Annotated in this window: 19 protein-coding genes; 13 read left to right on the forward strand and 6 right to left on the reverse strand. The window is 73.6% G+C overall.

Annotated features, from left to right (window positions below):
- Nucleotides 1–90 precede the first annotated feature (90 nt).
- The 3 genes from N0B34_RS04140 to N0B34_RS04150 are packed head-to-tail and all read left to right on the forward strand — an operon-like array spanning nt 91 to nt 2,975.
- Nucleotides 91–2,139: an FAD-dependent oxidoreductase gene (locus N0B34_RS04140; protein ID WP_263730034.1), complete on the forward strand. Its 2,049-nt coding sequence runs from the start codon at nt 91–93 to the stop codon at nt 2,137–2,139.
- Nucleotides 2,136–2,540, forward strand: coding sequence for a hypothetical protein (locus tag N0B34_RS04145; RefSeq protein ID WP_263730035.1), 405 nt, complete (start codon nt 2,136–2,138; stop codon nt 2,538–2,540). The genes N0B34_RS04140 and N0B34_RS04145 overlap by 4 nt, the downstream gene beginning before the upstream one ends.
- 3 nt (nt 2,541–2,543) lie before the next feature.
- On the forward strand, nt 2,544–2,975 hold the full coding sequence (locus N0B34_RS04150; RefSeq protein WP_263730036.1) for a hypothetical protein: 432 nt from the start codon (nt 2,544–2,546) through the stop codon (nt 2,973–2,975).
- On the opposite strand, the gene N0B34_RS04155 is transcribed toward N0B34_RS04150, so the two are convergent.
- Nucleotides 2,936–4,222 (reverse strand): RNA polymerase sigma factor, encoded by a 1,287-nt coding sequence (locus N0B34_RS04155; RefSeq protein WP_263730038.1) that lies wholly within the window; start codon nt 4,220–4,222, stop codon nt 2,936–2,938. The two genes, N0B34_RS04150 and N0B34_RS04155, sit on opposite strands and share 40 nt — an antisense overlap.
- Complete coding sequence (locus N0B34_RS04160; RefSeq protein ID WP_412175702.1) at nt 4,219–4,530, reverse strand: YciI family protein; 312 nt, start codon at nt 4,528–4,530, stop codon at nt 4,219–4,221. Before N0B34_RS04160 ends, N0B34_RS04155 begins: the two co-directional genes overlap by 4 nt.
- 263 nt (nt 4,531–4,793) lie before the next feature.
- Here N0B34_RS04160 and N0B34_RS04165 point away from each other — a divergent pair, with 263 nt between their 5' ends.
- Complete coding sequence (locus N0B34_RS04165; RefSeq protein ID WP_263730040.1) at nt 4,794–5,678, forward strand: oxygenase MpaB family protein; 885 nt, start codon at nt 4,794–4,796, stop codon at nt 5,676–5,678.
- Nucleotides 5,679–5,749: 71 nt separating this feature from the next.
- The gene (locus N0B34_RS04170; protein ID WP_263730041.1) at nt 5,750–6,709 is read left to right on the forward strand and encodes a DMT family transporter; all 960 of its coding nucleotides are present in this window, start codon (nt 5,750–5,752) and stop codon (nt 6,707–6,709) included.
- A gap of 55 nt (nt 6,710–6,764) precedes the next feature.
- Here N0B34_RS04170 and N0B34_RS04175 read toward each other — a convergent pair whose 3' ends face one another.
- Together N0B34_RS04175 and N0B34_RS04180 are read right to left on the reverse strand one after the other, a co-directional pair.
- Complete coding sequence (locus N0B34_RS04175) at nt 6,765–8,651, reverse strand: acyl-CoA dehydrogenase family protein (protein WP_263730042.1); 1,887 nt, start codon at nt 8,649–8,651, stop codon at nt 6,765–6,767.
- A 118-nt stretch (nt 8,652–8,769) separates the two neighbouring features.
- Nucleotides 8,770–9,654, reverse strand: coding sequence for an alpha/beta fold hydrolase (locus N0B34_RS04180; protein WP_263730043.1), 885 nt, complete (start codon nt 9,652–9,654; stop codon nt 8,770–8,772).
- Between the two features lie 193 nt (nt 9,655–9,847).
- Here N0B34_RS04180 and N0B34_RS04185 point away from each other — a divergent pair, with 193 nt between their 5' ends.
- From N0B34_RS04185 to N0B34_RS04205, 5 genes are read left to right on the forward strand one after another with little or no spacing between them, the layout of a single operon-like run.
- A complete protein-coding gene (locus tag N0B34_RS04185) occupies nt 9,848–10,195 on the forward strand; it encodes a PadR family transcriptional regulator (protein WP_263730044.1) in 348 nt (115 codons plus the stop codon).
- Nucleotides 10,192–11,121, forward strand: a complete 930-nt coding sequence (locus N0B34_RS04190; protein WP_263730045.1) for a DUF1648 domain-containing protein — start codon at nt 10,192–10,194, stop codon at nt 11,119–11,121. Before N0B34_RS04185 ends, N0B34_RS04190 begins: the two co-directional genes overlap by 4 nt.
- Nucleotides 11,118–11,525 carry a PLD nuclease N-terminal domain-containing protein gene (locus tag N0B34_RS04195; protein WP_263730046.1) on the forward strand — a complete coding sequence of 136 codons (408 nt, stop codon included), beginning with the start codon at nt 11,118–11,120 and terminating at the stop codon, nt 11,523–11,525. Before N0B34_RS04190 ends, N0B34_RS04195 begins: the two co-directional genes overlap by 4 nt.
- Nucleotides 11,522–12,469 (forward strand): ABC transporter ATP-binding protein, encoded by a 948-nt coding sequence (locus tag N0B34_RS04200; RefSeq protein WP_263730047.1) that lies wholly within the window; start codon nt 11,522–11,524, stop codon nt 12,467–12,469. Before N0B34_RS04195 ends, N0B34_RS04200 begins: the two co-directional genes overlap by 4 nt.
- Complete coding sequence (locus N0B34_RS04205; protein WP_263730048.1) at nt 12,466–13,227, forward strand: ABC transporter permease; 762 nt, start codon at nt 12,466–12,468, stop codon at nt 13,225–13,227. The genes N0B34_RS04200 and N0B34_RS04205 overlap by 4 nt, the downstream gene beginning before the upstream one ends.
- A 34-nt stretch (nt 13,228–13,261) precedes the next feature.
- Here N0B34_RS04205 and N0B34_RS04210 read toward each other — a convergent pair whose 3' ends face one another.
- Nucleotides 13,262–14,176, reverse strand: coding sequence for a hypothetical protein (locus N0B34_RS04210; RefSeq protein ID WP_263730049.1), 915 nt, complete (start codon nt 14,174–14,176; stop codon nt 13,262–13,264).
- Between the two features lie 143 nt (nt 14,177–14,319).
- On the opposite strand from N0B34_RS04210, the gene N0B34_RS04215 reads away from it, so the two are divergent.
- From N0B34_RS04215 to N0B34_RS04225, 3 genes are all read left to right on the forward strand, one after another.
- Complete coding sequence (locus N0B34_RS04215; RefSeq protein ID WP_263730050.1) at nt 14,320–14,796, forward strand: SRPBCC family protein; 477 nt, start codon at nt 14,320–14,322, stop codon at nt 14,794–14,796.
- Nucleotides 14,793–15,110, forward strand: coding sequence for an ArsR/SmtB family transcription factor (locus N0B34_RS04220; protein ID WP_263730052.1), 318 nt, complete (start codon nt 14,793–14,795; stop codon nt 15,108–15,110). Before N0B34_RS04215 ends, N0B34_RS04220 begins: the two co-directional genes overlap by 4 nt.
- Before the next feature lie 265 nt (nt 15,111–15,375).
- Nucleotides 15,376–18,165, forward strand: a complete 2,790-nt coding sequence (locus tag N0B34_RS04225) for a bifunctional YncE family protein/alkaline phosphatase family protein (protein ID WP_263730053.1) — start codon at nt 15,376–15,378, stop codon at nt 18,163–18,165.
- Nucleotides 18,166–18,242: 77 nt separating this feature from the next.
- Here N0B34_RS04225 and N0B34_RS04230 read toward each other — a convergent pair whose 3' ends face one another.
- Nucleotides 18,243–19,133 carry a hypothetical protein gene (locus N0B34_RS04230; protein WP_263730054.1) on the reverse strand — a complete coding sequence of 297 codons (891 nt, stop codon included), beginning with the start codon at nt 19,131–19,133 and terminating at the stop codon, nt 18,243–18,245.
- Between the last annotated feature and the right edge of the window lie 87 nt (nt 19,134–19,220).

Raw genomic sequence — 19,220 nt, forward strand, 5'->3', positions numbered from 1 at the left:
TTCGTGCGGAAGGACGATGGGCCCTCCCCGCGCGATCCGGCGCCGCCCTAGCGTGGTGGTGCTGCGCACCTCGACGAGGAGGTGGGGACAGTGCCCACAGCGGCTGGTCCGGCGACACCGCACGTCGTCGTGATCGGGGGTGGCGGGACCGGCGGTGCGGTCGCCCACGACCTGGCACTACGTGGGTTGCGCGTCACGGTGCTCGAACGCGGTGAGGTCACCTCGGGCACCACCGGCCGGCACCACGGGCTGCTGCACAGCGGTGCCCGGTACGCGGTGGCGGACGCGACGTCGGCGGTGGAGTGCATCGCCGAGAACCGGATCCTGCGGCAGATCGCCCCGGGGTCATTCGAGGAGAACGACGGGCTGTTCGTCGCGCTGACCGACGAGGACCTGGCGTACCTGCCGGGGTTCGTCGAGGCGTGCCGTGCCTGCGGCATCCCGGCGGAGGTGCTCGACACCGCGGAGGCCCTGCGGCGTGAGCCGGGGCTGAGCCCGGACGTCAAGGCGGCCGTGCAGGTGCCGGACGGCACGATGGACGCGATGCGGCTGCCGCTGCGGTTCTTCGCGACGGCGCAGTCGAACGGCGCCGTGATCAGGACGTTCACCGAGGTGGTGGGCCTGCGGCGGCAGGACGGCGCCGTGACCGGTGTCGCGTACCGCGACGACGTCACCGGCGAGGAGGGGCTGCTGGCTGCCGACCTGGTGGTGAACGCCGCCGGGCCGTGGGCGCAGCGGATCGCCGAGATGGCCGGCGTCGACGTCCCCATCCGGTGCTCGCCCGGTGTCCTGGTGGCCGTCCGGGGCCGGTGGTGCGACATGGTGGTCAACCGGCTGCACCGGTCCGGCGACGGCGACATCGTGCTCCCGCAGCGTGGCCTGAGCGTGATCGGCACGAGCTCGTGGGTGGTCGACGACCCCGACGAGCTGCACCTGCCGGAGGACCACATCCGCACGATGGTCACGGAGGGCTCGAGGCTGGTGCCGGCGGTGGCGCACGCCGAGATCCGCGCCGCCTGGTCGGCGGTGCGTCCGCTGATCGGGGACGGCGGCAGCACGACCGGACGGGAGCTGTCCCGCACGTTCAAGTGCTTCGACCACGCGGAGCGGGACGGCGTCGAGGGGTTCGTCACCATCTCCGGCGGGAAGGCGACGACGCTGCGGGCGATGGCGGAGGCGGCGGCCGACGTCGTCTGCCGCCGGCTGGGCGTCGAGGCGCCGTGCCGCACCCGCGAGCAGGTGCTGCTGCCGCACACCGCGTACTACACGTTGCGCGAGCTGGTGCGGGGACCGCGGACGTCTCCCGCGGCGAGCCCCGGCGCGGCTGGTCCCGTGAGGAAGACCCCTGCCGCCACGACGGCCGCGTCGAGCCGCGTGCTCCGCGTCTCGCGCTGGAAGCCCGGCTGGCCGGCGCCGGCTCAGCTCGACTACGTCGTCCCCGTCGAGCCGCGCACCACGGTGCTCGACGCCCTGCGCAGCATCAGATGGCACGACGACGCGTCGCTGACCGTGCGGCACTCGTGCTGCCACTCGTCGTGCGGCACGTGCGGCGTGCGGGTGAACGGGGCGGAGGTGCTCGGCTGCGTCACCGCGCTGGCCGACCTGCCGGTGGGCGCGGTGACGGTCGAGCCGATGGCCAACGCGCCGGTGCTCAGCGACCTGGTGGTCGACATGACCCGGTTGTACGACGGGCTCGAGCGCTCCGGGCGTCCGCTGGTGCGGCAGGTGGAGACGACGCGGCGGGAGCGCAGGGCGAGGGCGCGCACGGCCGCGACGGGCCCGGTCCCGGTGCGGCTCGAGGACTGCGTCGAGTGCGGGCTGTGCGTCTCCGCGTGCCCGATCACCGGGACCGACCAGGCGTATCTCGGCCCCGCGGTGCTCGGCGCGGCCGCCCGGGTGGTCGCCGAGCCGCGCGGTCAGGACGTGCGGTCGGTGCTCACGTGGGTCGACGACCACGACGGCTGCTGGCGCTGCCACCTCAGCTTCGCGTGCAGCGAGGTGTGCCCGACGGGCGCGGACCCGGCGGCCGGGATCATGGCGCTGCGCGGGGCCCTCACACGGGAGCACCTGAGGTGGCGGTCGGACGGGCACCGCGGTGCGGACCGGCCGGCCGACCAGGAGAGGACGGCAGCGCGATGACGAGCGAACCGGGCACGACGCGCGGCACGGGACGCCGCGGCCTTCGAGGCTGGGTCGCGCACCCCGGTGCCGGCACCCCGACGTGGGCGTTCGTGGCGAACCGGGTGTCGGCGCTGGTCCTGGTCGGGTACCTGTACCTGCACCTGGTGGTGCTGTCGATGCTGCTGCGGGGCTCGGCCAGCTGGGACCAGTTCCTGGCGATCGCCGGGACCAGGGCGTTCGTGGCGGTGGACGTGGTGCTGTTCGCCGCGGTGGTGTGGCACGCCGCGAACGGTGTGCGGGTGGCGCTGGTGGGCACCGGGATCGCCGTGCGGCGGCAGCGCGCGCTGCTGGTCGGCGTGGTCGTGGTGACGGTGCTGGTGACGGCGACCGCCGCCGTGCTGCTGCTGGCGAGGGAGTGAGCGATGAGCGTCGAGCTGCGTCGTCGTGCCCGGCCCTCCGGCCCCGCGCAGCCGGTCGACCGGCCCCGTGCCGATGGGGAGCCGGGTCGCCGCGGCGGCGGCTGGGGCTGGATCCTGCAGGTGGTCACCGGCGCCGCGCTGCTGGTGCTCGTCGTCGTCCACCTCGTCGCCCAGCACTTCGTCGTCTCCGCGCCGGGCGGTCTGCGGGACCGGGCGTCGGTGCTGGTCTACCTGGGCAACCCGGTGATCGTGGTGATCGAGTCGCTGTTCATGCTCACCGTGACGTGGCACGCCCTGCTGGGCGTCCGCTCGATCCTCTTCGACCTCGTTCTGGGTCCGAGGGCCCGGCGGCGGGTGACCGTCGGGCTCACCGCGCTCGGCGTCGTGACGCTCGGCTACGGGTTCTGGATGATCGCGGTGCTGGCCGCCGGCTGAGGCGGGCCCAGCTGGCTGCGCCGGCGGGTCAGGTAGGCCGTCTCGGCCGTGTTCGCGGCGAGGGCCAGGGCGCGGTCGTAGGCCTCGATCGCCTCGGCACGCCGACCGAGCCGGCGCAGCAGCTCCGCGCGCGTGACGTGGAAGGTGTGCAGGCCGGTCAGCGGCAGCCGGTCGACCAGGGCGAGCGCCACCTCGGGTCCGTCCAGTTCCGCGACGGCGATCGCGCGGTCGAGGGCCACCACCGGTGCGGGGTCGACGCGCAGCAGCCGGTCGTACAGCGTCACCACCTGGGACCAGTCGGTGTCCCGCGCCTCGCGGGCCGCCGTGTGCACGGCGTTGATCGCGGCCAGCAGCTGGTAGCGGCCCGGGGGAGGACCGCCCGCGGCGACCGCGGCCAGGCGCTCGCGCACCAGGCGGTGCCCCTCGTCGACCAGCTGGGTGTCCCACGCGCTGCGGTCCTGCTCGCCGAGCGTCACCAGCTCGCCGGTCGACGACACGCGGGCCGGCCGGCGCGCCTCGGTCAGCAGCATCAGCGCGAGCAGCCCGGTCACCTCGCCGGTGTCGTCCGGCAGCAGCTCGCGCACCAGGCGGGTCAGCCGGATCGCCTCGGCGGTCAGGTCGGCGCGGACGGGCTCGGTGTCGCCACCGGTGGCGAGGTAGCCCTCGTTGAAGACGAGGAACAGCACCGTCAGCACCGCGTCCAGCCGGGCCGGCAGGTCCTGCGCGGTCGGCACCCGGTACGGCACGTGCGCGGCCCGGATCTTCGCCTTCGCCCGCGTCAGCCGCTGACCCATGGTCGCCTCGGGCACCAGGAACGCCCGCGCGATCTGCGGCATCGTCAGGCCGCCGACCATCCGCAGCGTCAGCGCGACCCGCGCCTCCGGCGACAGCGCCGGGTGGCAGCACGTGAACACCAGGCGCAGCCGGTCGTCCTTCACGGCGCCGCGGTCCTGCGGAGGGTCGTCGTCGTGCAGCAACGCGGCCTCCTGGTGCTTCTCGTCACGGCGCAGCTCCCGGCGCAGGCGGTCGATCGCCTTGCGGGTCGCCGTGGTGGTCAGCCAGCCGCCGGGGTTGGGCGGGACACCGTCGCGCGGCCAGCGCTCGACGGCGGTCGCGAACGCCTCGGCGGCGGCGTCCTCGGCGGCACCCAGGTCGCCGAGGCGTCGGGTGAGGGTGGCGACCACCCGGGCCCACTCCTCACGGTGGGCCCGGGTGATGGCCTCCTCGACGGGCTCGAGCCGCGTCACGGCTCGAGCAGCGCCTTGAACGACTCCTCCGTCTGGAACGGCCGCACCTCGACCTTGCCGCGGCAGGCCTTGGAGCCCTCCGCGGCGAGGCGCAGCGCGACGTCCAGGTCCGGCGCCTCGATGATCCAGAACCCGCCGAGGTGCTCCTTGGCCTCCAGGTACGGACCGTCGGTGATCACCGGCTGCTCGCCGCGGCCGTCGACGACCGTCGCCGTCGTCGCCTGCTCCAGGCCGTCGGCGAACACGAAGTAGCCGTCGGCCACGAGCTTGTCGTTGAACGCTCCGGTGTCCGCGAACGCCTGCAGCATCGACTCCTTGTCGGGGTAGTCACCGAACTGGTTGCGCTCGGCCGGGCCGTACACGGACAGCAGGTACTTGGGCATCTCGTCGTCTCCCTCGGTGCTCGGTGCGGCGGTGGCCGCCTCTCACCCCTGCTACGAACGGGTGCGCCCCGATCCGACACCGCGGGTGCGGCGAATTTCAAGACCTCGTGCCGGGCGTCCGACGGCGGCCCGGGCCGGAGCGCCTCGACGGCTGCGACGTCCCGCCGCGCGCATGTGACCATCAGAGGGTGAGCCCCGTCGTGAACCCGCGTGCCGCCCTGGCGCACGCCCTGCTCACGCGCGTCGCCGGACCGGAGCCGGACGCGGCGCGTGACCGCATCCACCTGACGCCGGGCCCGCGGTGGTTCGACCCCGACAGCCCGATCGGCCGGGTGCACGGCGACGCCTCGATGTTCGTCGGCGGGGTGCGGGCGCTGCTGCTCCAGTCGCTGCACCCGCTGGTGATGACGGCCGTCGCCGACCACTCCGGCTACCGCCAGGACCCGTGGGGACGGCTGCAGAACACCGCGACGTTCATCGCCGCGACGACGTTCGGCACCAGCGCCGCCGCGGAACGGGCGATCGCGATCGTCAAGGCGGTGCACAAGCGGGTGGTCGGCACCATGCCCGACGGCACGCCCTACGCCGCCGGCGACCCGCACCTGCTGTCCTGGGTCCACCTCGGCGAGGCGGAGAGCTTCCTGCTGGCGCACCAGCGGTTCGGCCGACGGCCGCTCGACCGCGCCGGCTGCGACGAGTACGTGGCGCAGACGGCGGTGGTGGCGCGAGCCCTGGGCGTCGCCGACCCGCCGGTGACGTACGCCGGCCTGCGCGCGCAGCTCGCCGACTTCCGAGGTGAGCTCGCCGCCACCCCGGCCGCTCGCGACGTCGCCACGTTCCTGCTGCACACCCCGCCGCTGCCGCGCGCCGCGCGTCCGGGCTACGCGCTGATCACCTCCGGCGCGCTGGCGCTGCTGCCGCCGTGGGCGCGCCGCGAGCTCGGCGTGCACGCCGCACCGGTGCTGGACCCGCTGCGCCGGGCTGGGGGCCGCGCAGTCACGGCGACGATCCGCTGGGCGCTGGACCCGGCGGAGCCGGGGCGGGCTCCCGAGGCGGTCGACGCCACGCGGTAGGGGTTGCGGCAGGGGCGCGGTGGCCGCTGCGGCCCGGTGCCCGACGACGCCGCGCCGGTAGGGTCCCGAGCGTGACGGCGACCAGGACGACGACGGGCCGGGCGCTCGTCGTCCCCGCCGTGCTGCTGGCCGCGCTGGCAGGTGCCTTCGTCGCCACGCAGGGGCGGCTGAACGGCGACCTGGCCACGGCCGGTGCCGGGGCGCTGCTGTCCGCGTGGCTGTCCTACGTCGGCACGTTCGTCACCGTGGTCCTGGTGATCGTCGTGCAGGGGCGGGCCGGAGCGACGGTGCGGATCCTTCTGCACCAGGCGCGCTGGTGGTGGTACGCCGTCGGGCTGTGCGGGGTGCCGATCGTCGTGATGTTCGCGGTGGGCATCCCGGTGGTCGGCGTGGCGATCGCGTCCGTGTGCTCGGTGGCCGGCCAGACCGTTGCCGGGCTGCTGCTGGACGCCCGAGGCGTCGGCATCCCCGCAGCACTGCGCCTCACCGGGCGGCGGCTGGTGGCCGCGGTGGTCGCGGTGGCGGGCCTCGTCGTCGCCGTCGGCTCGGCGCCCTCGTCGGACCTCGGTCGCGTGGTGGTGCTCGGCGCGCTGATGTTCGTCTCGGGGGCGGTGCTCGCCGGTCAGCAGGCGGGCAACGGACGGGTGAACCTGCTGACGCGCGACGCGGTGCTGCCGGCGCTCACCTCGTCGGCGGGCGGCACGGTAGGCGTCAGCCTGCTGGTCGCCGTGGTGGCGGCCGCCGGTGGGCTGCACGGGGTCGCGCTGCCGAGCCGTCCGGACCAGTGGTACCTGTACCTCGGCGGTCCCCTCGGCGCGGCGATCACCGTGCTGTCGGCCTGGTCCATCCGGCACCTGGGCACCTTCGCGCTGACCCTGGGTGTGCTGGCCGGTCAGATGGTCGCGGCGGTCGGCGTCGACCTGCTCTGGGGCGCGGGCGCTCGCGGCTGGACCTACCTGGCCGTGGCGATGATCACCGCCGCGACGGTGCTGGTGGTGCTGCCGCAGCGAGCACGGCTCCGCACGCGCTGACACCGGGCGGGGCCGACCCGACTCCCCAGGAAGCGCGTGACCCGGTCGGGTGCCGTCAGCCGCGCGGTGCGATCCACGGGCCGGTGCCCTCCGACGGGTCGAGGATCCCGTCCTCGAGCCACGTCAGCCGGCCGGACATGACCGCCCGCGCCAGCTCGGTGTCCGCCGGGCTGCGCAGGGTCCGGAACAGCTCGTCCACCCGGAGGCGGGACTGCCGGCAGAACGCGTCGGCCAGCCGCACGGCGTCGGCACCGGCGGTCGGGTCGGCGTGGCGCAGGGCGACGGCGCGCGTGCAGACGGCGGACATGGCGAACAGCTCGGCGCCGACGTCGACGACGCGGCCCAGCAGCACCTGCTTGCGGTCGAGGCGAGCCTGGTAGCGGGCCATCGCGTAGAAGGTGTGCCGGGCGAGGGAGCGCGACGAGCGCTCGACGAACCGCACGTGCCGGGCCAGCCGGCCGAACTCGCCGTAGGCGCCGGGCCGCGACCCCTCCCCGGCCAGCAGGCCGGGGAACCACCGGGCGTAGAACCTGCTCGCACCGACCGCCGACCGCGCCTTGGCCACCAGCGAGGCGTCCCGCGAGGCGAGCTCGCCGGCCGCCGCGAGGTGCGCGTCCACGGCCTCGCGGGCGATCAGCAGCCGCATGATCTCCGACGACCCCTCGAAGATCCGGTTGATGCGCATGTCCCGTAGCAGCTGCTCGGCACCGACGGCCCGTTCACCGCGGGCCGCCAGGGAGTCGGCGCTCTCGTACCCGCGCCCACCGCGGATCTGCACCAGCTCGTCGGCCACCCGGTAGCCCATCTCGCTGGCCCACAGCTTGGCCAGCGCCGCCTCGATGCGGACGTCCTTCTGGCCGGCGTCGGCGAGGCGAGCGGAGAGGTCGAACACCGACTCGAGCGCGAAGGTCGTGGCCGCGATGAACGCCAGCTTCGAGGCGATCGCCTCGTGCTCGCCGATCGGGCGACCCCACTGCACCCGCTCGGCGGACCACTGCCGCGCGATGGACAGGGCCCACTTGCTGCCGCCGGCGCAGATCGCCGGGATCGACAGCCGACCGGTGTTCAGCGTGGTCAGCGCGATCTTCAGGCCTTGTCCCTCGCGCCCCAGCCGGTTCTCCGCCGGGACGCGGACCTGCCGGAACCGGGTGACCCCGTTCTCCATGCCGCGCAGCCCCATGAACCGGTTGCGGTGCTCGACGGTGATGCCCGGGGTGTCCGCCTCGACGACGAAGGCGCTGATGCCGCCGCGCTGGCCGTCGTGCGGGGGCACGACGGCCATGACGACCAGCAGCTCGGCGATCGGGCCGTTGGTGGTCCACAGCTTGGTGCCGTCCAGCAGGTACGCGGCACCGTCCTCCGTCGGGGTGGCCGTCGTGCCCAGCCGGGCGGGGTCGGAACCCACGTCCGGCTCGGTCAGCAGGAAGGCCGAGACGGCCCCCGCCGCGCAGCGCGGCAGGTACGTCTCCTTCTGCTCCGCCGTGCCGAACATGTGCACGGGCTCGGGCACGCCGATCGACTGGTGCGCGGACAGCAGCGCCCCCAGGCTGGGGTGCACGGTGCTGACCAGCATCAACGACCGGCCGTAGTCGACCAGCGAGAGCCCCAGGCCGCCGTACCGCCGCGGGATCTTCATGCCGAAGGCGCCGACCTGCCGCAGGGCCTCGACGACGTGCTCCGGGATGTGGTCCTCGCGCTCGATCGCGCGGCCGTCGATGGTGCGGCACACCTCGAGCAGCGCCGCGCGGAACGTGGCCCCCCGGGCCTCGGCGTCCGGCTCGGACGTGGGGTACGGGTGGATCAGGCCGACGTCGAAGGAGCCGAGGTACAGCCCCTTGGCGAAGCTGGGCCGGGTCCACTGGGTCTCCCGGGCCGCCTCTGCGACCTCACGAGCCTCGCGCTCACCCGGGGTGGGAGCCTGGTTCACGGCGACGTTGCTCACGGCGAGCCTCCCGCAGCGGGACCCGCACCGAACGGGCCGGCCGCTCGAGCCGATGCTACCGAGCAGTCACTTGTCCGGCTCGCCCCCGTCGGGGTGATGCTTCCGCAGCGGCACCGCCTCAGTCGCCTGCGGCGTCGCCGAGCACCTCGCGGAGCCGCGCCGCGAAGGCCTCGGGCTCGCCAGGCTGGCCGAAGCCGGGTCCGACGAAGCCGGCGTGGTGGCTGGGGAACACGGTCAGCTCGGTGCCGAGCGCGGCGGCGAGGGCCTCGGACGCACGCCAGGTGACCAGGTCCTTGCTCTCGATGCCGGCGGCGACGACCACCCGGGTCGGTGCCGCACGCAGCGCGGCGACGTCCGGGCGGTACGCCGTGACGTCGTCGGACACGCCGGACAGCAGGGGGTCGCCGCGGGACCCGTCGTCCTGGGTCGGCAGCCCGAACAGCGCCGGGTCGGGGGCCTGCGCGCCGAAGTCCTCGGGGACCTCGCCGCGCACCGAGGTGAACGCGATGAACATGGCCATGCCGGCGCCCCAGCCGTGGGCGGCGTACTCCTGCTGCACCCGGCGCTCGGCGGCGAACGCCCGCTCGGCGTCCGGCAGCACCGACAGCAGCGGCGGCTCGTGCGCGACGAGCGTGCGGACGTCCTCGGGGTGCTCGCTGACCAGGGCGAGGGCCGTGACGGCCCCGCCGCTGCTCGCGAACAGGTCCACCGGCCCGGCGCCGAGCTGCGCCACCAGGTGGTGCAGGTCGTCCGCCTGCTGCGCGGGGCTGTTGCGGGTGGAGCCGTCGCTCCGGGTGCTGCGGCCGAGCCCCCGCGGGTCGTACGTGACCACGGTCCGCTCGGGGAACAGGGAGGCGAGCGTCGCGAACCCGCGGGCGTCCATCGGCTGACCGATCATCAGCAGCGGTGGCCGGCCGTCGGACGTCGGCAGGGGACTGTGCACGTCGTACGCGAGCGTGGCGGTCGGCAGCTCCAGGTGCTGCGTCGAGGTCGTGTCCGTCATGGCGGCGCTCCTGTCGTCGGGCGGGGTCGTCAGGCAGTGACCGGCGTGGGGTCTCGCGCCGTCGTCGTGCAGACCGCTCTGGCGGCACCGACTCATCGTGGACCTCGGTCCCTTGCCCGGTCTGCAGGCTGGCACTACCGTCTACCTTGCATTGCATAGAACTAGGCGCGACACGGTAGACGGGAGGTCTCGCGTGGCCGATGGACGCGAGGGCATCCCGTCGCAGTTCCGCAAGGGCGTGGTCGAGCTGGCGATCCTGGCGCTGCTGCACCAGGAGGAGGCCTACGGCGGCGAGATCGTCGACCGGCTGGCGGCGTTCCCGGGCCTGGCGATCAGCGCGGGTACGGCGTACCCCCTGCTGTCGCGGCTCAAGCGGTCCGGGCTGATCGCGTCGGTGTGGCGGGAGTCGCCGGTGGGACCGCCGCGCAAGTACTACCGGCTCACGGCGGACGGCGAGGCGTCGTTCGTGGACCTGGCGAGGGCATGGGACGGGATGAAGAACGACATGGACCAGCTGCTCGGCACGGACGTGGCGCCATGACCGGGCGGTCGCCGGCCGCGCAGGCCGTGGTGGAGGAGTACTTCGCGGCGCTCGCGGCGGCGGGGGCGCGAAGCGGCGCGCCGGTCGGCCCGGACGAGGTCGCCGAGCTGCGGGCGCACGTCGCGGAGCGGCTGGCCTCGACGGCCGGCACGGCGCAGGACGCCGAGCGGGTGCTCGCCGAGCTGGGCGACCCGGCGCGGCTGGCCCACGAGTTCGCCGCCGCTCGTGAGGACGAGGGGGCGGCGGGAGGCAGTTCCCTCGTCGGACGGGTGCTCGGCATGCCCTACGACCTGCGGAGCCCGAGCTCGGACCGGTACGCCACCCGGATGTGGGACCCGTCGAACCCGCACGTCCTGGTGCCCAAGGCGCTCGGCGTCGGGTGGACCGTCAACTTCGGCGCGCTCGCGGTGGCGCTGCGCCTGGTGCGACCCGACGACGAGGACGCACCGTTCACGGCGGCGCCGGCCGGCGTGGTCACCGGCACGCTCGTCGCGCCGCTCGCCGTGGTGGTCGTCCTCGGCGCGCTCGTCGCCACCCGCTGGCGCACGCTGCCGGCCACCGTCGCCACGCACTGGGACGCGGCGGGCCACGCCAACGGCTACTCCAGCCGCGGCGCCGCGCTCGTCCTGGTCGGGCTGATCGCCGTCGTGCCGCTGCTCTTCGCCCTCGCGGTGCACCTGCGCCGCCGGAGCGCGGCCAACCGGGTGGTCGCATCCGCGCTGAGCCTCGGCTTCGGCGTCGTTGCGCTGGCGATCGCCGTGCAGACCCTCGTCAGCGCCGGTGGCGGCACGCGGCCGTGGATCACCTGGCTCGGGATCGTCGGCTTCATGGTGCTGCCGTTGGCCCTGCTCGTCGGCGTGTCCCGTCTCGGCCGTGCCGCGGAGCAGCGGCGCGACCTCACCTCCTCGAAAGGACAGTCGTGGTGAACACGCAGCTGAGCAGCCTCCCCGGGCCTCTGCTGGTCGTCGTGATCGTGCTCGCGGTGGTCCAGCTGACGCTGGACGTCATCGCCGTGGTCGACCTGGTCCGCCGACCCGTGGACCGCGTCGCGCTGGGCAACAAGTGGGTGTGGGTGGCGATCATCCTGCTGGTCAACCTGCTCGGGGCGATCCTCTACCTCCTCGTGGGCCGCCGGCCGGCTCCCGTGGCCGAGGTCGCGGCGCCCGAGCAGTTCGCGCCGCGCGCCGGCAGCGTGGCGGACGCTCTGTACGGTCCGCGACCGCCGGTGCCGGGCAGCCCGGGGCCCGGTGCTGCTCCGGGCCCGGTCGGCCCGCCTCCCGTCGACGAGCAGGCCACGAACCCCGGCCGCGACGACGTCGACCCGCGATGACCGCGACCACCCCCGTCACCGCGGCGATCCGCACGACCGCGCTCACCAAGGCCTACGGCGCCAAGCGTGCGCTCGACGCCGTGGACCTCACGGTCGAGGAGGGCTCGATCTTCGGCTTCCTCGGCCCCAACGGCGCGGGCAAGACGACGATGCTGCGCCTGATCACCGGTCTGGCGCGACCCACGAGCGGTCGCGTGGAGGTGCTCGGCCACGACGTCGCGACGGCCGGGAACGCCGTCCGTGCGCAGATCGGCTTCCTGCCGGACGTGCCGGGGTTCTACGACTGGATGACGGCCGAGGACTTCCTCCGCTTCGCCGGGCGGCTGTTCGGCCTGCACGGCGACGCTCTGGACGAGCGCGTCGTCATGCTGCTGGACCTCGCCGGCCTCACCGGTGTCGGGACGCGGATCGGCGGCTACTCGCGTGGCATGAAGCAGCGGCTGGGCGTCGCGCAGGCGCTGGTGAACGCACCTCGCCTGCTGCTGCTCGACGAGCCGACCAGCGCCCTGGACCCGATGGGCCGCAAGGACCTGCTGGAGATGATCGCGTCGTTGCGCGGGCGGACGACGGTGTTCTTCTCGACGCACATCCTCGGCGACGTCGAGCGGGTCTGCGACGCGGTGGCGATCCTCGACCTCGGTCGCGTCGTCGCCCAGGCGCCCATCGCCGAGCTCAAGGCGACGTACGGCGCGCGCAAGGTGGTGCTCGACGTCACGGACGACGCCGACGGGCTGGCCGCGGAGCTGGCCGGGCGCCCGTGGGCGTCGGCCGTCCAGCGGGGCACCAACGGGTCGATCGAGGTGACCGTGGTCGACCTGGCGGCGGCGCAGCACGAGATCCCGGCGATGGTCGCGGCGCGCGGCAGCGGGCTGTCCCGGCTGGACGCGGGGGAGCTGGGGCTGGAGGACGTGTTCGTCGAGCTGGTGGGAGGGGAGCGGCGGTGACCGGGTTCTCGGTGTTCGCGCGCAAGGAGGCGTCCGAGATCCTGCGCACGTGGCGGCTGTGGGTGCTGCCGGGGATCCTCGCGTTCTTCGCGCTGACCGGTCCGCCGCTGGCCCGGTACACGCCGCAGATCGTCCAGGCGGTCGCCGGCAACCAGCTCGCGGGGTTCACCGTGCCGGAGCCGACCTACCTCGACTCGTACGCGCAGTGGGCGAAGAACCTCACCCAGATCGCCCTGTTCGCGCTGGTGATCATCTACGGCGGGCTCGTCTCGGCGGAGAGCCGCAGCGGCACCGCGGTGCTGGTGCTGACCAAGCCGGTGTCCCGCAGCGCGTTCGTGCTGGGCAAGGCGCTGGTCAACGCCGGGTTCGTCGCCGTGCTGGTGGTGGGCGGGACGCTGGTGACGTGGGGTCTGACGGCGGCGTTCTTCGGCACGGCGCCCGGGTCGGGGCTGTGGGGGTCGGCGCTGGTGTGGCTGGTGCTCGCCGTGCAGTTCATCGCCCTGATGACGCTGCTGTCGGTGCTGATCGGCTCGGCGGCCGGTGCCGCGGGCGCGGGCCTCGGCGTCTACGTGCTGCTGTCGATCGCCTCGATCTGGAAGCCGCTCGCCCGGTACTCACCCGCCGGCCTGCCCACCCAGGCGACCGCCCTGGCCGCGGGGACGGAGGCGTCGGCGCTGTGGCCGGTGGTCACGTCGCTGGTCCTGTCGGTGCTGCTCGTCGCGGCAGCCGCGCTGGCGTTCCGGCGCAAGGAGCTCTGAGCCCTGCCCGGACGAAGCGGCGCGGACCCGTCGGTCAGGCGAGCGGCAGCGGCGCCCGGCGCAGCACGGACGCCGCGTCGGACGTCTCGGGCAGGGGCAGCTCCAGCACCGTCCGGCCCATCCGAAGCGCCGCGACGACGACGCCGGCGTAGGTCGGGTGCGGTCGCACCGTCACCTCGTCGACGCGCTCCAGGGGGATCGTCGTCCGGCACACGGAGTGCACCGGGACGTGCCCGCGCACCCACCACGCGCGGCGGTGGAGCACCGTCAGCTCGCGGGGCTCGGCGCACAGGATCGCCGCCTGCAGCGTCATCGGCCAGGCGAAGTGGACCAGCCGCGACACGGCCCCCACGAGCCCGCGGGAGTCTCGGGGCGTCACGACTCGTCGCTGGTGGGCGGCGAGGAACGTCACGGCGGGCTCGCTGCGCAGCACGGCGCCGTACTCGCTGACCAGCGCGAGGTCCGCGGCGAAGTGCTCGAACTCGACGTCACCGTCGCGTGCCTCGCTGGGCAGCCGCACGTCCGCCGTCGACCCGGCGAGGTAGCGCGTGCGCACGACGCCGACCAGGCGGTCGACCATCGCCTGCGACGACCCGTTGTACCGGACCGTCAGTGCCGGCTCACCCGTGGTCAGGTGGAACGTCAGCTGCCCGTCCAGCAGGTCGGTGCCGGACTCGATCGCCGCGATCCCCGCGTAGGGGACGGTGGCGGTGGTGTAGCCCCCCGGCTGCCGGCTGAGCACGGTCAGCTGGTCGGGACCGGCGGCGAGCAGGTGGTCGTACAGGTCCATCTGCGGGGTCGCGTCCCGGCGGGCGATGTTGCGCGGCACCTTGAGGACCAGCTCGCTGCTGTCGAGGTCGAGCGGCCCGTCCCGGAACAGCCGCGGGACCTCCTCGGGCGTGCGGACCTGGTAGACCCACGGCCCGAACGCGTCGTACTCGGCGGTCATGGGCCGACGGTACGCCGGATGGGGGCCGTCGCCGCCCGGGGGCAAAGCCGGACCTACAACTGCAATCGCGCTATTGCACTTCCGGATCTTTGGTGCAACTCTCTGGTTGCACCAAACCGACCCGAGAGGACAGACTCATGACCATGACCACCAACCCGCCCGCCGTCAGCGACCTGGAGGGGTTGACCGTCACGCGCACCGTGACGATCGACGCCCCGGTGGAGAAGGTCTGGGCCGCGATCACCGAGCCGGAGCACATCTCGCGGTGGTTCGGGCAGCGCACGGTGCTGGACGAGCTGGCGCTCGGCGCCCGAGGCGTCTTCTCCTTCGACGGCTACGGCGACTTCCCGGTGCTGATCGAGGAGCTCGAGCCGCTGCGGGTGATCGCCTACCGGTGGAGCAACGACAACACCCGGGCCCTGAACGGCACCGACGTGGACCCGGAGCACTCGACGGTGTTCCGGTTCACCCTCGAGCCCGTGGGAGCCGGCACCGTGCTGACGGTGGTGGAGCGGGGCTTCGGCACGCTGACGGATCCGCAGGCGGCGCTGGAGAGCAACCGTGGCGGGTGGACGGCCGAGCTCGACGAGCTCGTCGCGTACGTCGAGAGCATCGCGTGAGCACCAGCACCCTGGTCCCGGTGCTCGCCGCGCTCGGCGACGACACGCGGTGGAGCATCCTGGCCGCGCTCGGCGAGGGCGACGCGTCGGCGTCCGCCCTCGCCGGGCGGCTGCCGGTCAGCCGCCAGGCGATCGCCAAGCACCTCCAGCTGCTCGAGCAGGTCGGGCTGGTGGAGCCGGTGCGCGTGGGCCGGGAGGTGCGCTACCGCGCGCTCGGGGCCCGGCTCGGCGAGACGGCCCGGACCCTCGAGCAGGTCGGGGCGCAGTGGGAGCGCCGGCTGGCGACGATCAAGCAGATCGCCGAGGGCCTGTAGCCAGACCCCCCTCAGGTGCCGCACCGGGACCGGGATCGGGGTGCGGCCACCGGGAGTTCACCCCCAGTTTCACCCGCTCACAGGGTTGTGCCAGGCGCTGACCAGCGTGTTCGCGGGCTGCTGTGCACGTCGATGCAGGTCAGGCGGGTTCACCAGGTGGCCACGTGCCGTCAGTGGTGGGGACCTTGGTCCCATTCCTAGCGTCGCAGTGCTGCCGGCCTCGATGCCGCGGCGAGCATCCCCAGCCCTGACGACGGGAGCACCCATGTTCGAGCGCAAGCTCATCCGACCGGCGACGGTGGTGACCGCGGCACTCCTCGCCGCCGCGGTCGGCACCGGCGCCGCCTATGCGGACGGAGCGTTCGGCAACTCGCCGCTCGCGCACCGCACGGTCGGCAAGCAGGCCGACGGGTCGTACCTGACCCAGACCAACCAGTTCGTCACGCCGGTGGGCGACGTGATCAAGGAGACCGGCCGGCCCTTCGGCCTGGCCCTGCGCCCGGACGGCAAGACGGCGGCCGCCCTCAACACGGGTGGTGCCACCACCGGCATCGTCACGGTGTTCGACCTGGTGAGCGGCAAGGTGCTGCAGCAGACCGGCAGCGGGAAGATCTCCGACGGCGGGATCGTGTACTCGCCCGACGGCAAGTACCTCTGGGCGGCCCGCCCTGCTGATCTGCAGCGGTTCCCGGTCAACGCCGACGGCACCCTCGGCACCCCCGTCACGGTCGCCCTGCCCGGTACCGGCGGCCGCAAGGCGGTGCCGGCCGGCCTCGCGTGGGCTCCGGACGGCACGCTGCTCGTCACGTTGAGCGCCAACGGCACGCTCGGTGTGGTCGACCCGGCCAGCAACACGCTCGTGAAGCAGATCCCGGTCGGCAACGTGCCGAACGGTGTGGTCGCCGTCGGCGGCAAGGCGTACGTGAGCAACCAGGGCGGCCGGCCGGCCCAGCCGGGCGACCAGACCGACACGTCGTACGGCACGGCGATCGTCACCGACCACAACGCGGCCCCGACCACCGGCACGGTCTCGGAGGTCGACCTCGGCTCGGGCACCCAGGTGAAGACCTTCGCCGTGGGGCTGGAGCCGAGCGCGCTGCTCGCCGTCGGTCCCACCGTGCTCGTCGCGAACACCGACGACGACTCGGTGACCAGCATCGACACCGTCAAGCAGCAGGTCGCCCGCACGTTCAGCGCCAACCCGGCGCCGGGCGCACCGTTCGGTGCCCAGCCGAACGGCCTGACCATGCTCGACCCGACGCACCTGGCGGTCAGCCTGGGCCGGGACAACGCGGTGGCCGTCTACGGCTACCAGGACGCGTACGCGCAGCCCACCTTCGAGGGTCTGATCCCGACCGGGTCCTTCCCGACGGGCATCGCGCAGGACGCCGCCCTCGGCAAGCTGGTGGTGGCGAGCGAGCAGGGCATCGGCTCGGTGGGTCCGGACGGCACCGTCGCCGAGGGCGTCGGCACCACGCCCGCCACGTCGCACCTCGGCTACAACTTCGTCGGCACGGTGCAGACGATCGCGACGCCGACCCCGGCGCAGATGGCCACCGACACCGAGCAGGTGTTCCGCAACAACCAGTGGAACGACCTCGACAAGCGCAACCAGACGGCGGACAAGAAGAAGGCGGCACCCGTCGCGGTCCCGGTGCGGATCGGCGACCCGTCGACCATCCAGCACGTGTTCCTCATCGTGAAGGAGAACCGCACCTACGACCAGGTGCTCGGCGACGTGGCGAAGGGCAACGGCGACGCGAGCCTGGCCCAGTTCGGGCAGCGGATCACCCCGAACATCCACTCGCTGGCGACCACGTTCCCGCTGATCGACAACCTCTACTCGGACGGCACCAACTCGGCCGAGGGGCACCACTGGCTCGACCAGGCGTTCGTCAACAGCTACATGCAGCAGATGTACGGCAACTACACCCGCTCCTACCAGACCGGTGACCCGCTCTCCGACGTGAAGACGGGCTGGATCTGGGACGACGCCGTCTCGCACGGCAAGTCGGTGACCAACTGGGGCGAGCAGATCGACGGCTACACCGACGCGAGCGGCAAGGGCACCACGTCCGGCAGCTGGACCAAGTGGCTGGCCGACTCCCACGTGCTCGACGGATCGGCGACCGGCTCGCTGAACTACCCGCTGGGCACCTACACCGCCAAGACCGACATCCCGTCGCTCGCCGCGGTCACCAAGCCGGACTTCCCCAACTTCGACCTCAACATCCCCGACCAGTACCGCGCCGCGATGTTCGGCAACGACTTCGCCCAGTACGTGAAGAACGGCAACCTGCCGGCGCTGAACATGCTGTGGGTGATGAACGACCACACGGCCGGCACCACGCCGGGCGGCATCACCCCCGAGGCCCACGTGGCGGACAACGACCTGGCCGTCGGCCGCATCGTCGACACCATCTCGCACAGCCCGTACTGGAAGAGCAGCGCGATCTTCGTGGTCGAGGACGACTCCCAGAACGGGGTCGACCACGTCGACGGGCACCGCAACCCCACCCTGGTGGTCAGCCCGTACGCGAAGCGCGGCGCCGTGGTGCACACGTACTACAGCCAGCTGAACGTGATGCGGACCATCGAGCAGATCCTCGGTCTCCCGCCGATGAACCAGGAGGACCTGACGGCGGAGCCGATGTACGACGCGTTCACCGACAAGCCGGACCTGACCCCGTACACCGCGCTGCCGAGCAACGTCTCCCTGACGGAGACGAACCCGCAGCCGGGCGCGGCACCGGCGCCTGCGTCGACCAGCACCGCAGCGAAGGGGTCCACCACGTCGGCGCTGCAGGCGGCCTGGGCCCAGTGGTCCGCCAAGCAGGACTGGAAGTCGGAGGACATGGTCAACATGGCGCAGGGCAACCGCGACGTCTGGTACTCCGGCAACGGGTTCACCACGCCCTACCCGGGTGACGCCACGGTGCTGATGCCCGACCAGGTGCCGGGCGCCGACGCGGGGCCGGACACCGACGCCGGGGCGGGTGCCGGTGCGGCGCCGGCGTCCCCGGCAGCCGCCCTTGCGGCGGGGGCCGACGGCTGACCTTGTTCGCTCGGCTCTGACGGCACGCGACCGGCCCGGTGGGATCGCCTCCACCGGGCCGGTCCCGTGCCCGATTCTCAGGGAGCCGCCGGTGGGCAGTGCTCGACGGCCTCGTCGTCCCAGTTCTCGGCGGTCTGCAGCACCCAGAACGCGACGAAGAGCACCAGCAGGACCGACTCGACCACGAAGACCGTGCCGAACCAGGGCCGGAGGTCCAGCAGCCGGGCGCCGCCCACCACGCCGGCGCCGACGACGAGGGTCCCCAGGATCAGGGTGGCGATCGCGCGGTACGCCCGGCCGTACCGGTCCGGCGACATCAGGCGCAGGTCCGTCCGGTCGCCGGCTCGTCGACCGGCGAGCCACGCGACCGAAGCCGTGAGCAGGAAGAACACGAGCGCGGCCGCGTAGTGACCCATCCTCAGGAACGGGTGCGGTGCGACGACGAACCACACCGTGACCACCAGCCAGGCCGCGCTCGCGGCGGTCAGCCCGACGGTAGCCGGACGGCCCCGTCGTCGGGCGCCCCACCACGTGACGGCGAGCGCCAGGGCGCCGACCACCAGCAGGGCCGTCACGTTGTTGCGCACGGCCGGCAGGTACTCCGGCGGTACGCAGCTGGTGGTCCCCGCGCCGCAGACCACGGGGCCCAGGTCGCGCGGCGTCGGGACGAACGCGACCACCGGCACCGCCATGCCGGCGAGGTCGAGCAGCGCGTCCTCCCAGCCGGGGCGGCCCTTGATGGCGATCAGCGCCGGGCCGATCGCCATGAGGGTGCCCACCAGCACGCTGCGGACGGGGGAGTAGTAGTACCCGCTGATCGACCCGAACCGCTCCCCGCCACGGCTGATCTCAAGGGTGAGGGAGACGGCCAGCAGCAGGGTGAGCGCGACGACCGAGACGCGGAGGTAGCGGTACGTGGTGCGGGCTGCGTCGTCGAGCGCGGCGTCCGCACCGTCCCCGTCGTCCATCTCGTCAGTGTGCCGCGGGGTTCCCACGCCGACCCGTCGGGCGGGCGGACCGCCCCCGCGACGGCCCGAGGCGCGCCGTCGCGGGCG

Source organism: Cellulomonas sp. SG140 (assembly GCF_025770785.1).
In the GTDB taxonomy this organism is placed as follows: Bacteria; Actinomycetota; Actinomycetes; order Actinomycetales; family Cellulomonadaceae; genus Cellulomonas.